The organism is Pedobacter alpinus (genome assembly GCF_042684645.1).
Taxonomy (GTDB): Bacteria; Bacteroidota; Bacteroidia; order Sphingobacteriales; family Sphingobacteriaceae; genus Pseudopedobacter; species Pseudopedobacter alpinus.
On the sequence record NZ_JBHULV010000024.1, the window covers coordinates 88,812 to 101,923 of the forward strand.

14 protein-coding genes are annotated in these 13,112 nt (G+C 34.2%); 12 read left to right on the top strand and 2 right to left on the bottom strand.

The features are described from left to right. Window positions 1–7 precede the first annotated feature (7 nt). The 4 genes from ACFSSE_RS08175 (at window position 8) to ACFSSE_RS08190 (ending at window position 5,681) form a co-directional block, all read left to right on the top strand. Window positions 8–1,564 (top strand): SusD/RagB family nutrient-binding outer membrane lipoprotein, encoded by a 1,557-nt coding sequence (locus tag ACFSSE_RS08175; RefSeq protein WP_379045723.1) that lies wholly within the window; start codon window positions 8–10, stop codon window positions 1,562–1,564. Between the two features lie 23 nt (window positions 1,565–1,587). Next, entirely contained in the window at window positions 1,588–2,379 is a 792-nt protein-coding gene (locus ACFSSE_RS08180; RefSeq protein WP_379045726.1) for a DUF4397 domain-containing protein, read from the top strand. A gap of 280 nt (window positions 2,380–2,659) precedes the next feature. Next, window positions 2,660–4,765, top strand: coding sequence for a TonB-dependent receptor (locus ACFSSE_RS08185; RefSeq protein WP_379045729.1), 2,106 nt, complete (start codon window positions 2,660–2,662; stop codon window positions 4,763–4,765). Between the two features lie 268 nt (window positions 4,766–5,033). Then, window positions 5,034–5,681: a hypothetical protein gene (locus ACFSSE_RS08190; protein WP_379045735.1), complete on the top strand. Its 648-nt coding sequence runs from the start codon at window positions 5,034–5,036 to the stop codon at window positions 5,679–5,681. A 98-nt stretch (window positions 5,682–5,779) separates the two neighbouring features. Here ACFSSE_RS08190 and ACFSSE_RS08195 read toward each other — a convergent pair whose 3' ends face one another. Both ACFSSE_RS08195 and ACFSSE_RS08200 read right to left on the bottom strand, forming a co-directional pair. Next, window positions 5,780–6,529, bottom strand: a complete 750-nt coding sequence (locus tag ACFSSE_RS08195) for a LytR/AlgR family response regulator transcription factor (protein ID WP_379045738.1) — start codon at window positions 6,527–6,529, stop codon at window positions 5,780–5,782. Then, window positions 6,526–7,566 (bottom strand): sensor histidine kinase, encoded by a 1,041-nt coding sequence (locus tag ACFSSE_RS08200; protein WP_379045742.1) that lies wholly within the window; start codon window positions 7,564–7,566, stop codon window positions 6,526–6,528. Before ACFSSE_RS08200 ends, ACFSSE_RS08195 begins: the two co-directional genes overlap by 4 nt. A 308-nt stretch (window positions 7,567–7,874) precedes the next feature. On the opposite strand from ACFSSE_RS08200, the gene ACFSSE_RS08205 reads away from it, so the two are divergent. From ACFSSE_RS08205 to ACFSSE_RS08240, 8 genes are all read left to right on the top strand, one after another. Further along, a complete protein-coding gene (locus tag ACFSSE_RS08205) occupies window positions 7,875–8,597 on the top strand; it encodes an SDR family NAD(P)-dependent oxidoreductase (RefSeq protein WP_379045746.1) in 723 nt (240 codons plus the stop codon). Beyond that, window positions 8,597–9,145, top strand: coding sequence for a hypothetical protein (locus ACFSSE_RS08210; protein WP_379045749.1), 549 nt, complete (start codon window positions 8,597–8,599; stop codon window positions 9,143–9,145). The genes ACFSSE_RS08205 and ACFSSE_RS08210 overlap by 1 nt, the downstream gene beginning before the upstream one ends. Before the next feature lie 6 nt (window positions 9,146–9,151). Next, window positions 9,152–9,412 (top strand): phosphopantetheine-binding protein, encoded by a 261-nt coding sequence (locus tag ACFSSE_RS08215; RefSeq protein ID WP_379045752.1) that lies wholly within the window; start codon window positions 9,152–9,154, stop codon window positions 9,410–9,412. A gap of 1 nt (window position 9,413) precedes the next feature. Next, a complete protein-coding gene (locus ACFSSE_RS08220) occupies window positions 9,414–10,766 on the top strand; it encodes a beta-ketoacyl-[acyl-carrier-protein] synthase family protein (protein WP_379045755.1) in 1,353 nt (450 codons plus the stop codon). Beyond that, the gene (locus ACFSSE_RS08225) at window positions 10,763–11,575 is read left to right on the top strand and encodes an enoyl-ACP reductase FabI (RefSeq protein WP_379045758.1); all 813 of its coding nucleotides are present in this window, start codon (window positions 10,763–10,765) and stop codon (window positions 11,573–11,575) included. Before ACFSSE_RS08220 ends, ACFSSE_RS08225 begins: the two co-directional genes overlap by 4 nt. A gap of 10 nt (window positions 11,576–11,585) precedes the next feature. Further along, window positions 11,586–11,960 (top strand): holo-ACP synthase, encoded by a 375-nt coding sequence (locus tag ACFSSE_RS08230; RefSeq protein WP_379045761.1) that lies wholly within the window; start codon window positions 11,586–11,588, stop codon window positions 11,958–11,960. Window positions 11,961–12,147: 187 nt separating this feature from the next. Next, complete coding sequence (gene parS / locus ACFSSE_RS08235) at window positions 12,148–12,648, top strand: type II RES/Xre toxin-antitoxin system antitoxin (RefSeq protein WP_379045764.1); 501 nt, start codon at window positions 12,148–12,150, stop codon at window positions 12,646–12,648. After that, window positions 12,649–13,107: an RES family NAD+ phosphorylase gene (locus ACFSSE_RS08240; RefSeq protein WP_379045767.1), complete on the top strand. Its 459-nt coding sequence runs from the start codon at window positions 12,649–12,651 to the stop codon at window positions 13,105–13,107. It begins immediately after the preceding gene. Window positions 13,108–13,112 lie beyond the last annotated feature (5 nt).

The window sequence follows — 13,112 nt, forward strand, 5'->3', positions numbered from 1 at the left end:
TAAGGTTATGAAAAGAAGATATATATTATTTACAGCATTATTTGGAATATTTTTGGCTGGTTGTAGTAAAGAGTTTTTCGATGTAAACTCGGATCCCGCTACACCACAAACTCCAAATAGCAAAACATTAACAATGCCTTTATTTGCACAAATGGGAAGAGGCATTCAGTTTGATTCAAGATATTTAAGCCACGTAGTACAATTTTGGGGCAGAAATACTTCTAACTATTTTGCAGAAACTCATGGATGGCTACAAGGTAGCGATGCCTCAGGTGAAATTTGGAGAACCAATTACTTTGGGTTAGGATTAAATTTAGGATTAGTTATTGAAGATGCTACTCAAAAGCAAGAGTATAATTTTGTAGGTTTAGCTCAAGCTTTAAGAGCATGGAGCTGGCAAACTACTACAGATTATCATGGCGATATAATTTTAAAACAAGCATTCGAACCAAATAGATACGTTTTTGAATATGATCCTCAACCAGACGTTTATGCAGAAGTTGTTAGATTGGCTAATGAGTCTATTACAAATTTTAAAAGAACAGATGGGAACGGAACGGTCGCAGCAATGGCACCTTCTGATTTAGTTTACCAAGGTAATAATGCAAAATGGATTAAATTTAATTATGGTTTATTGGCCAGGAATGCAAATACATTGATTAATAAAGCTAATTACGACCCTAAAAAAGTTATTGAATTTGCAGACTTAGCTTTGAGTAGTAATGATGATAACTTTATTGTTCCAAATGATGGAAGTACTACAAGTAATGCTAATTTTTTCGGTCCTTTGCGTAACAATATAGGGACTTTTAGACAAACAAGACTTTTAGTAGGCCTTTTAAATGGTTCTTTATCTTTATTACCAGACACCATTATAGATCCAAGAAGAAACAATATGATTACTGCTTCTCCTGATGGAATATTTAGAGGTACTGGTCCAGCAACTGGAGATCCAGGAACTGATGCTTTGCGCAATAGAATTCCTAACCCATGGGGAGTTACTGCAAATAATAATGCAGGCGCAGCTAACATAAAGTATTTATTCAAAGATGCGGCAGGTATTCCAATTATGACGTATCCTGAAATCCAATTTATTAAAGCAGAGGCTGCTTTTAGAGACAATAATCTAACTTTAGCTTATGATGCCTACCGAAAAGGAATTTTAGGTCATATAGACTTTGTGAGTAAGCTAGGGCCAGTTATCTCAAATGCTAATAGGGATGCATATATGCTAAGTGCATCAGTAAAACAAAGTGCAGCCACATTAACATTAGCAGATATTATGTTACAAAAATTTATTGCAATGTGGGGCCATGGATTTGTTGAAACTTGGGTCGATTTAAGAAAATACAACTATAATGAAGGTGATTCAAAAGGAAACAATCCTTATTTAGGTTACTTTGTTTTTCCTACTACATTTTTTGCAGATAATGGAGGCAAACCTGCTCAGAGATACCGTCCTAGGTATAACTCAGAATATATTTGGAATTTAGAAGCTCTTAAAAAAGTTGGTGGTGAAAATTCTGATTACCACACCTATAAAATGTGGTTTTCACAACCTTAGTTTAAATATTAAAACAAAAAGACATGAAAAAGTTATTATACATTTTTACAATAGGTTTCGGCTTACTTACTTCTTGCGAAAAGGGTCAATTGGTTGAAAACACAACTTACGAAAAGTTAGAGCCAAGTAGTACAAAATATTCATACTTAAAATTCCTAAATGCATCACCTGGTAGTCCTACTATAAATTACTATATTAACGGTGTTAAATTTTCTGCCGCTTATACTACTAGTGGCAGAGAAATTGGAGGGTTTGCTTATAATGGATTATTTCCGGACTTAGGTTATGCCACTTCAGTAGTAGGTAGTCAAACTTTAACTGCAAAAACTTTATCTACAGCAACCACAGATCCAGGTTTGGAAGTTTTAAATGCAACTATCACTCCAGAGGGAGGAAAGTTTTATTCTATATTCACTAATGGTTTATATAATACTACAACCAAAACGATACCTAATTACACAATATTTGAGGATATTAAGCCTGCTACTGATACATCAAAGGTGTTTATTAGGTTAATAAATATGTACACAGGAGGCCCAACTATTGATATGGTACAAGATGCTACAGGAGAAAAATTAGTAACAGCTCTTGCTGTGGGCACTGCTTCACCATGGGTATCTATACCTAACCCTGGTCAAAGCAATAAATATGCATTTAGAAACTCTAATACTAATTTAGCTATATCTACTGTAACTTTAACTGCCACATTAATAAAAGGTAGAGCTTATACTATTTATACCAGAGGCATTTTTGGAAATACAGCCTTCCCTTTTGCATTGGGATTCTATACCACATTTTATGGAACTGTAAACTAATTTCTAATGAAAAAGTTTTAGAAAGCTGCTTCAAGAAATTGAAGTAGCTTTTTAAAACAAAATGGAGAATATAGAGATAGATTATTTACTTTTAAAGTTAAGCAATAAGTATTAGTAGCTTTAAATATAATATACTCCCCACCTCCAAAAAAGGTGGGGATTTTTTTTGCCCTCATAATTTCCGCCACTCATCCTCTCAAAACCTCCATTCATCTAAAAACCCTTCAAAAAAAACCGCTTAAGCCACATCTTTATACTGTTAAACAAAATTAACAGCATCATGAAAAAGCTTATCCTTGTCTTAATTAGTTTCATCAGCATCGGCGTAAGCCAAGCGCAAACAATTATCAGCGGAAGCGTAAAAGATGCAAAAGCTAAAGGAATTGCAGGAGCAAATATTGCTATAAAAAATTCTTACGATGGTACAAGTTCAGACAGTACTGGCAAATTCAGCTTCAAAACTTCTGACCAAGGCGAACAATGGATTATTTTCTCTGCCATTGGTTTCGGAACAGATAGCGTTAAAATTAATATCACCAATCAAAACATACAACTTAATTTAATTTTAAAAGAAAAGCTGAACGAGCTAAATGCTGTAGTAATAAGTGCAGGAACTTTTGAAGTTAGCGATTCTAAAAAAGGAGTGGTTTTAAATTCTTTAGATGTAGCCACAACAGCAGGAGCACAAGCCGATGTTTATGCAGCCTTGCAAACTTTACCAGGCACACAACCAGCTGCCGGCGAAAACGGTTTATTTGTTAGAGGCGGTTCGGCTGCAGAGGCAAACACCTATTTTGATGGAATGCTCATCAAAAATCCATTTAATACACAACTGCCAAATATTGCTTCTCGTGGTCGTTTCAGTCCGTTTCTTTTTAAAGGAACAACGTTTTCTGCTGGTGGTTACTCCGCGGTTTACGGACAGGCATTATCATCAGCCCTTATTTTAGAAAGTAAAGATTTGCCAGATAAAACCACTACAGATGTGTCTATCATGACAGTAGGTTTAGGTCTAGATCAAACCATCAAATTTAAAAACTCGGCTTTAACAATCGGCGCAAGCTATATTAATTTAAAACCAGCATTTGCAGCTTTTAAACAAGATGTAGATTGGCAACACGAACCAGAATCTGAAGGTGGAACCATCATTTATAAAGTTAAAACTTCTAAAACAGGATTGTTAAAAGCTTACGCCGAGTATAGCAACGCCAATGTGAGTTTGAATACTCCCGATTTAAACTCACAAAACAATAGCTTTTTTAGCAACATCAATAAAAACTTTTACACTAATGTAAGTCACCAAGATTATATAGGCAGTAATTGGAAAATAAATACTGCAATTTCTACCAGCAGCAATACAGATAATGGTTTGCAAACAGTAAATAACTACGGCCGCCGCGACGAATTGACTCAAGCAAAAAGCACTGCTACACGATATATAGGCACATTATCAACCGTCAAATTTGGGGCAGATTTTATGCATAGCAAAAGAACCGAAGAATGGAATGGTTTAAGCCGTAACTATAGCGATAACTTAACATCGGTTTATGCCGAGGGAGACTTTTTCTTATCAAACGCTTTGGTAGCAAGAATTGGTTTAAGAGCCGAGCATTCTGATTATTTAAAAGCAAACAACATTGCCCCCCGAGTATCTCTGGCTTATAAAACAGGCAAGTCTAGCCAAATTTCTTTAGCTTATGGCGAGTTCTTTCAAAATCCAGAAGATCAATATTTGGTGCAAAGCCAAAGCTTAAACTTTCAGAAGGCCACGCATTACATGGCTAATTTCCAAAAAATGGCCGATGGACAAACTTTCCGTATAGAGGCTTATTACAAAGATTATAACAACTTGGTTAAAAGCATACCCAATTTAAATAATAATGGAAGCGGTTATGCACAAGGTATAGATTTGTTTTGGAGAGATAAAAAGACTTTCCGTGGGGTAGATTATTGGGTTTCTTACTCCTACCTAGATACCAAAAGAGAGTTTAGAAATTATCCAACTGCCGCTACACCAGAGTTTGGTGCAAAACACAGCTTAAACATAGTTTACAAACAGTTTTTTAGCAAACTCAACTCATATGTAGGCGCAACTTACAGCTTAGCTTCCGGCCGACCGTTTTACAACCCAAACAACCCAGAGTTTATGGGCGATAAAACAAAAGCCTTTCAAAACCTGAGCATAAACGTGAGTTACCTAACCAGCATATTTGGCAAATACACAGTCATTTACACATCGGTAAGCAATTTGCCAGGCTTCAAAAATGTGTATGGTTACAATTACAGCACAGATGGGCAAATGCGCCAAACCGTACAACCACCTGCATTACGCAACATTTTTGTAGGCATGTTCATCACCATTGGCGATAATACTTATAAGCATTGAGATGTGGGGTAAGAGGTGGAAAGCGGAGGTATAAGATTAAAAATTAAGCTGAAAGCGCAAGGCAAAAAGCAAATTGAAAGGAGAAATTATTTGGGCGTTTTAACGGGCTTTACACTACCTGCCAGCGGTATGCAGGGATACCGTTTCAATACCTACGTAAGCACTAATGAACCAATGACTAATAAACTAAATCTCCATCACGCAAATACTAATGAACAAATGACTAATGAACTATTAACTAATTAACTAATTAACTAAAATAAAAATTATGAAAACTAGAATCACAACAACAATCGCAATGTTATTTATCCTATTAGTAGGAAATGTAAACGCACAAGATGCTAAATACATGGCTGCCATGCAAACCAGTTTACAACAATTTGGTGCAGCAAAAGCCCCAGCAGATTATTTAGCAGCTGCAAATAAATTTGAGCAAATTGGAACTTTAGCAAAAACAGAATGGTTACCCTATTATTATGCAGCCTTAAGTCAGTTAATTAACAATACCATGCTAAGCAAGCCCGAAGAAAAAGAGGCAGTATTAACCAAAGCACAAGAGTTAATTGAAAAAGCAGAAACTTTAAACCCCACAGAAAGTGAAATATTTGCTTTAAAAGGATACATCGCATTTATGCAAATTTATGTAGATCCAATGGCTCGTATGCAAACCGGAATGGCTAATGCTATGGGTTTATTAGGAAAAGCAAAAGCCTTAAATCCAGCAAATCCTCGTCCTTATTATATCATTGCACAAAATACTTTTTATACTCCAGAAGCGTTTGGAGGTGGGAAAAATGCTGCAAAACCAAAATTAGAAGAAGCAGCTGCAAAGTTTGAAACATTTAAACCAGCAAACCTGATGATGCCAAATTGGGGAGCAGATAGAAATGCCGAGTTATTAGCGCAATGTAAATAGGGTTTCAAAATTATCCGAAACTTAAAAAGGAGCCTTATTTGGTATAAATAGAGCTCCTTTTTTTATTGCATTTTTTAGAACTGCTAATTTAAGCTTTATCAAATATCAAACCTTTCTCTTAAAGCCTCAGAATTACTTCGGCTACTTGCAAATTTGCTTTGTAATAAATTACTCATCACAAATACCAAAGCACCATTAAAACTCTTCCTAATTTCTTTAATTTTATCGGTATTAATGATAATGCTTCTATGTATCCTGCAAAAAACATCAGGTAGTTTCTCTTCTAAACCAGTGAGTGTAAAATCCGTTAAATGCTTGTTACCATCTTCGGTAAGTAAGAAAACGTACTTATCCTCTGCTTCTATGGCCACAATTTGATGAAGTGGAATGAGTAAGATTTTATCGCCAATTTTAACTGTTAAAGTTTTAATTTCCTTTTTAGGTTTTAACTGGTTTAGTAAATCTTGTATAGGTAAAGCAACATGCTGTTGAGTTCGCTTTAATTTTCCTATACTTTTTTCTAAACGCTCTTTCTCTATAGGTTTCAATAAATAATCTACTGAATTTTCTTCAAAAGCTTTTATAGCATATTGATCATAGGCTGTTGTAAAAATAACTTTCGGTTGTTTCTTTACTTTAGATAGCATTTCAAAGCCATTCATCACCGGCATTTCAATATCTAAGAATATCAAATCGGGCTGGTGCAAATCTACTAATTTTAAACCTTCCTGTCCGTTATCTGCTTGTGCTATAATTTCTATAAAAGGATAAGGTTGTAATAACCTAATAAGACGTTTACGGGCTAACTCTTCATCGTCTATTATTATACATGAAATTTTTTCTATCATAACTTTGGTATGGTAATTTTGATTTGTTTTTCTGGTGAATTTGTAATTTGCAGGCTGTATTTATCGCCATACAAAAGTTGTAATTTTTCATAAGTGCTTTGCAAACCATAGCCCGAGTTTAACTCTGTAGGAAAAGGTTTTCCATTATCTGCTACAGTTAATGTCAATTCACCATCTAATTTTTCAACCGTTAACTTTAACTCTCCTCCATCTATCATATCATTTAAACCATGCTTAAGTGCATTTTCTACTAGAGGCTGTAAAATAAAGCGAGGTAAAGATTCATTTAAGGCACCTTCTTCAATGGCTAAAATAAATTGGATACGATTGCCAAAACGTACCCTTTCAATATCCAAATAAGTTTCAATAATTTCAACTTCTTCTTTTACTGATGTGAAATTTTCATTTTGTGTATTGATGCTATATCTAAATAATTTAGAAAGTTTGAGTGTCATTTCTTCGGCTTTATCTGCATCAATGTGTATTAAACTAGCTATGGAGTTTAAAGAGTTGTACAAAAAGTGAGGATTTATTTTCGACTGTAAAGTTTGTAATTCTGCTAACGTTTTCATCTGATTTAGCTTAACAATATCAAGCTCTTTTTCTTTCAATCTTATTTCTAAATTAGTCCGCTGACTTTGGTAAACACCCACAATAGTAGTTACAATTAAAGAAATTATTAAGTTAATTAACAATTGTTTTGGATCGGCAAATAGATTGTAATCAATGTGTAAGATAAAAATATTTAATATGAATAAACATATTTCGCTGGCTACAGACATCCCTATTAGAGCCGCTAAATAGTACAATGCCCAAATCATATAAAAGTTTTTAGGTTGGTATTTAGCCCTGTAATTATCAACCATTTTAATTAAAAAAGAAATAAAGGTGGCAATTGTAACGCTAAACATAAGAGTAACCCCAATATAACTCCATTGAACGGTTTTGGCAGAAACCAAATAAAATACTGTGAGTACAAAAGCAACAACTATCCCTAATTTTAGTCCATTTAAAAAACACTTAAATAAATCTTTCATTTTAATATCATTTGTAAACCCTTAAGGTAATTAAACATAGGTTAAATTTTATTTAAAACCCGACTAGTGGCAAAATACTAAGATGAATGGTGTTTTTTTACCGATGAATTGAAAACAACTATGATTGCAACTTTACAATTAGGATGAATTTGGAGACTCTAAATTACTAATTAGCATTAATTATCATAGTAATCAATTATATAAGCAAATTTTAACTACCCACAATTAATAATTAGCCAAACCTCAATTTCTATAGTATATTTTATATTTTTGAAATATTATAAGTTTATACGATAAAGAAAATATTTGTGAGTAAACCAAAAGTTTTAATCACCGGAGCAAGTAAAGGTTTAGGTTTGGCAATGGCTAAGCGCTTAAACGCTGATTACTGTTTAATTTTACATGCATCAAAAGCAGAGAATATTACAGATATAGGGGAAGGAAACTTTGTTTTAGCTGCCGATTTATCAAACGCTGATGAATTAAAAGAATTTTGTAAACAACTAAAAGCCCAACATGGCGATGATTTGTATGCAGTAATTAATAATGCTGGTATTTCTATAGATAAACCTCTAACTTTCCAGCCAGAAAGAGATATAGACATCATGATGGCTGTAAATTTAAAAGCGCCTATCATCATCTCAAAAACAGTAATTAAGCTTTTTGGCTTAAAAGGTAAAGGAGTGATTATTAATGTAAGTTCTTGCGTTGCAGAAATGGGTAATGCCTTTCAATCTGTTTATGCGGCAACAAAAGCTGGACTTATTGCTTTTTCCAAATCCTTAGCTAAAGAAGCCGGAGCAGTGTATCCCGATCATCAAATAAGGGTTTTAAGTATTTCACCTGGTTTTATACAAACCCCTATGACGGACGCCATCCCGGAAACGGAGAAAGAAAAATACCTTAAAATGATACCCGCCCAAAGATTTGGTCAAGCCAATGAAGTAGCAGAAACCGTAGCCTTTTTACTTTCAGACAAAGCTTCTTACATAAACGGAAGTAATATTGACATTAACGGAGGACTTTTTTAATGGAAAATTTAATAGGCACTTTACCAAAAGATATGCTTTTGCATGGGCCAACAAAAAAATTGTTAGATAAATACCATTGGCATGACCCCAAAGTTGGAATAGTTGCCAGTTATACCCCAAATGCTTTTGATGTAAATGACCATTTTGGAATTTTTAGAGGGGTTGACCAAATTGAAGCATTTGCACAAGCAACCATTGTATCTTGCGCTACTTTTTTAGAATGCCAAAAACAAAAGTGTGTACCCGAAGATTTAAAAGATAAATTTGTACCAGCTTTTATTAGCGTTGGAAATGTTTATTTTCACAATTATTTATCAGAAGGAGAAACATTTATAAGCTTAGGTAAAATAAAGTTTTACAAATTTAGGCAAATGGTTGCTGATGGTAGAATATATAAAGCACCTAAAGGTTTAGATTTAGATGCTTATTTTAGTGATTTTAACGAAGAAAAATTAAACAATTATCAGCTAAGTGATGATTTTAAATTAGTGGCAGAACTTTTTGACATTACTGGAAGGGCTTTAAAAAAAGACATATTTACACAATAAAACAAAATGGAAAGACAAGAAATAATTGACGGTATTGTAGAAATTTTAAAAACTGTTAGAACCATTGACCATGATAAGTTAGCTGATATTACAGAAGAGACTGATTTTTTAACAGATTTAAAAACACCTTCTACAGAGCTAATAAATATTGCTGCCAAAGCAGAACAAAAATTTGATATCGAGTTTGAAGATGATGATATTGACGGATTAGGATCAACAGTTAAAGATATTGTTGATTTAATTTTACGCACCAAAGAAAGAGGTTAACATGGAATTAGGGGGAAGAAAAGTAGCGGTAGTAGGCATGGGGGGGGCTTTCCCAACATGCTCTAGTTTAAATGATTTCTCTGATAAACTTTTTACAAATCAAAGTTTAATTAGAGAATGGGATGTTGCCGTTGCTCGTGGTAAGCAAATACGTTCTACAGTTTCGGGTTTTATTACCGAAGCCGAAATGAATTTAGAAGCCATTTATTCTCCGCTTTCTGATACCTACCCAGAAGTTTACAGCGATTTACTCAAACGTATTCCAGAAATAAATTTATCTACTGCAGATATGGGTAGTGTTTGGGCAATGTTAGGTTCGCTTGATGCTATTAAAATGGCAGGCTGGACTACTCAAGAAACACAATCTGAAGGTACTGGTGTTGTAGTTGGTTCTGGTGGTGGCGGTCATGTAATCCAACGTCATGCTTGGCATGCTTTTTTTGAATTAGGTAAAAAATCTCGCTTAGCAGGTTCTCATACCGTAGATAGATCTATGGTTTACCGCGATGCTGCAAATGTTTCTTGTTTAATAAAAAACCGCGGTGTTTGTGAATCTATCGGTTCTGCTTGCGCAACTGGTTTGGGCAATATTGGCTATGCTTACCGCTTAATTAAATACGGTATGCAAGACAGAGCAGTAGCTGGCGGTGTTGAAGGTACTTCATTAGAAACTTTTATAGGTTTTGATGCCATGCAAGTATTAAGTCGTGGTTTTACACCCGAGCAAAGTTCTCGCCCTTTTGATAAAGACCGAAATGGTTTTGTTTGTTCTTTTGGGGCGGGTATTGTATGCTTAGAAGAATACGAAATGGCAAAAGCCCGTGGTGCAAATATTTTATCAGTTATTGATAGTTATTTCAATAATTCTGATGGTGATGGCGATATGTTTTACCCATCATTTGCTGGCCAACAAAGACTTTGGAAAGGCTTATTAGCTGATACCAATATAAAACCTGATGTAGTAAAAGTACATGGAACTTCCACCCCTGCTGGCGATGCTATTGAATTATTAAGTGTGGTTGATGCTTTAGGTGTAAAAGATTATAGTATTTCTGCCCCAAAATCTCAGTTTGGGCACATGTTAGGTGCGGCTGGTGCTGTTGAATTTATTGCTGCGGTGTTGATGCTTCAGAAACAGAAAGTATTGCCTTGCTTAAATTCTGATCATTTGAATGAAAACCAAGAAGCTTTTCAGACTAAGGAAACTTGGTTAGGCCCCAAAGAACCTTTAGCTGCTTACAGAGATTTAATGCCACAACAAACTATCGATAAAGAAATTAATAGCATCACCTGTTTAAACTATGGTTTTGGTGGTACAAATAGTGCTATTTTAATATCAAAAGATCATTCATGATAAATAATCAAAATAAAATAGCTGTAGTTTTTGGTGTTCGTAACGATAGTTCTATAGGTTTTCAAGTTGCGCTTAAATTGCACCAATCTGGTTGTAAAGTTGTTTTAAATTACGTAGAAGATACCAAAGAAGACGTACTTTATTTAATGCAGCAAAACGGCATTGATAGTACTTATGCTGCCAATGTTGATGTCCGTAATGAAGAAGAAATTAAAAGCTTTTTAACCGCTATTTATCAAGGTTTAGGGCCAATAGATTATATTTTGCATGGCGTGGCTTTTGGTAGCCAAAATGTAATGTGCTATACTTTACCCGGTATTGATGCGCCTGCACCATCTTACATTGATATACCGTTTGAAGAATTAATGGATGCTTTTAATATTAGCGCTTATTCTTTGTTAAGAATTTGCCGCGTTGCCGAACCATTAATGGCTAAAAATGCTTCTGTTTTAACCTTAACTTATAACGCATCTCAAAGGGTTTTTCCTGGTTATGCGGGTATGGCAATTAATAAAGCAGCATTAGAAAATATCATGTTGTACTTAGCCAGTTATTTCAGAATAAGTGGGGTTAGGGTAAATGCAATATCAGCAGGTTTGGTAATGAGTACTTCTGCAGGTGGTATAAATGGCGTTAGAAGATTACGTAAAATGGGTAAAGTTACTGCTCCATTAGGTAATATTGCTGCTACCGATGTTGCCGACGCTGCTTTATATTACTTCTCAGATTTATCTAAAAAAGTAACCGGAAACATTCATTTTGTTGATGGCGGTTTTAACATTATGGGCGTTGCTATTGAAGAAATTTAAGTTGGAAAATTTGATTAAAGAAATAGCAAACCAACAAGATTTTGCCATTGGTAACGATGTTGTTTTTTTATCCAACTTTATGGCATCTTACAACCCACTATTTCAGAAAAAAGTTTATACACAAAAAGAAATTGACTACTGCGAGCAGTTTGAAGAAAATTTGCTGCACTACGCATCAACTTGGGCTGCAAAAGAAGCAGTTTATAAAGCCATCAAACAGCTTAATCCTAAACCTATTTCATTTAAAAAAATAGAAATTTTACGTTCTAAAATTGGTGGAATACCAAGTCCAGTTTTACCAGAATTATACCAAAATCTTAACATTAGTTTAAGCATTAGCCATGATGGTGATTATGTTTGGGCAGCTGCAATTGTTAAAAAATAATGTACTAAAATCATTATAGAATAACTTAAGGCAAAATGCACAAAGCTTAATGCTAAAAATCTATATCATAAAGAACTACTTTAATTGCTTGTGAGATGAATTTATAGGTGATGTAATAATATTTTTTATGAAATTTGCATATCACAAACAAATGTCTTATTTTTATAGACATAAGTCTAAATTAGTTATGGAAAATTCAAAAAGTATAGCATACAAACTCGATCAAGAAATTACTTCTTTTTTAAATGAGCCAGAGGTAGCCTATTATGAATCAAAACCAACAAATCATATCAGTTATTCAAATTTTTTGGATGATAAAATGATGGTTATAGCTGCTATTAGGGCTGGCATACCGTATTCTCTTTTTGATGTAATACAAGAACAAGCTCCTTTTTCTGAGTTAGATTGGGCAGGGTTTTTAGATATTTCTACAAAATCTTTACAACGTTATAAAACTGCCGCTTCTCATCATTTTAAATCAAGCCACTCAGAAAAAATAATTGAACTTTCTGAAGTTACGCAATTAGGTTTAGATGTTTTTGAAGACATGGAAAAGTTAAAACTATGGTTAAATACACCTTGTTTTGCTTTGGGTAGTTTAAAGCCAAAAGAGCTTTTAAAAGATTCTTATGGCAAAGAGTTAGTAATTACAGAATTAACCAGAATTAACTACGGCATTTTAGTTTAAATGGAGGTTTACAGGCTTTCGAGAGAAAGATACGCTGATTCACTATCTGGAGCTGGAGCAGCAATAAAAGGTGGAAGATGGAATTCTATTGGGATAGAGCTTATTTACACTGCCGGGAATAGGTCTCTGGCTATGGCAGAAGTTGCGGTGCATTTTACTTTAGCAACTTTGCCAAGTGATTATATGATGGTTACCATCGCTGTTCCTGATGATTTATTGGTTAAAGAAATACTAGAAAAAGATTTACCTTACAACTGGAATAACTTTCCGCATCCATCGGCCACGCAAAAATTTGGAGATAACTTTGTTTTGGAAAACAAGTATTGTATTGCCAAAATACCATCAGTGGTAACTAAAGGCGATTTTAACTTTTTAATAAATCCACATCATCCAGATTTTAAAAAAATAGAAATTTCAACTATTGAAAAATTTCCTTTTGATAGACGAATTTTTAAGTAAACCAA